The organism is Rhizobium ecuadorense, assembly GCF_001187535.1.
Taxonomy (GTDB): Bacteria; Pseudomonadota; Alphaproteobacteria; order Rhizobiales; family Rhizobiaceae; genus Rhizobium; species Rhizobium ecuadorense.
In genome coordinates this window covers 1-403 of sequence record NZ_LFIO01000908.1, presented here as the reverse complement: position 1 = coordinate 403, position 403 = coordinate 1, and the positions used below count along the sequence as shown (strand labels likewise).

Annotated in this window: 1 pseudogene; it reads left to right on the top strand. The window is 60.3% G+C overall.

The annotated features are described in order from the left end of the window. Positions 1 to 67: 67 nt before the first annotated feature. Positions 68 to 403: pseudogene (locus AF337_RS15950) on the top strand (primary-amine oxidase); the annotation flags it as partial.

Genomic DNA, 403 nt, shown 5'->3' with positions numbered 1-403 from the left:
ATCCTGATCACCGCAGCTTGCGACGCGCCATGGTGCGTCGTCTCTCCCGAAACCAAGAGGTATTTCAATGGACGCCGTTGTCGCAGTCACCCATCCGCTCGATCCCCTGAGCCTCGCTGAGATCGCTTCTGCCGTTGCCATACTCAAGGATAGGCAGACACTCGCACCCACCTTCCGCTTTCCGATAACCCGGCTGGAGGAGCCGACCAAGGCGGATCTTGCCGCCCAACGCTTGGGCGACAGGCTGCCGCGCCTCGCCTTCATCCTGGCAATCGACATCAGCAATGGCGAAACCTTCGAGGGCATCGTCGACCTGACTACCTGCACGGTGTGCTCCTATATCCGGCTGCCTCTCGATGAACTGCCCTATGGCCAGCCGCCGATCATGCTGTGCGAATTCGAA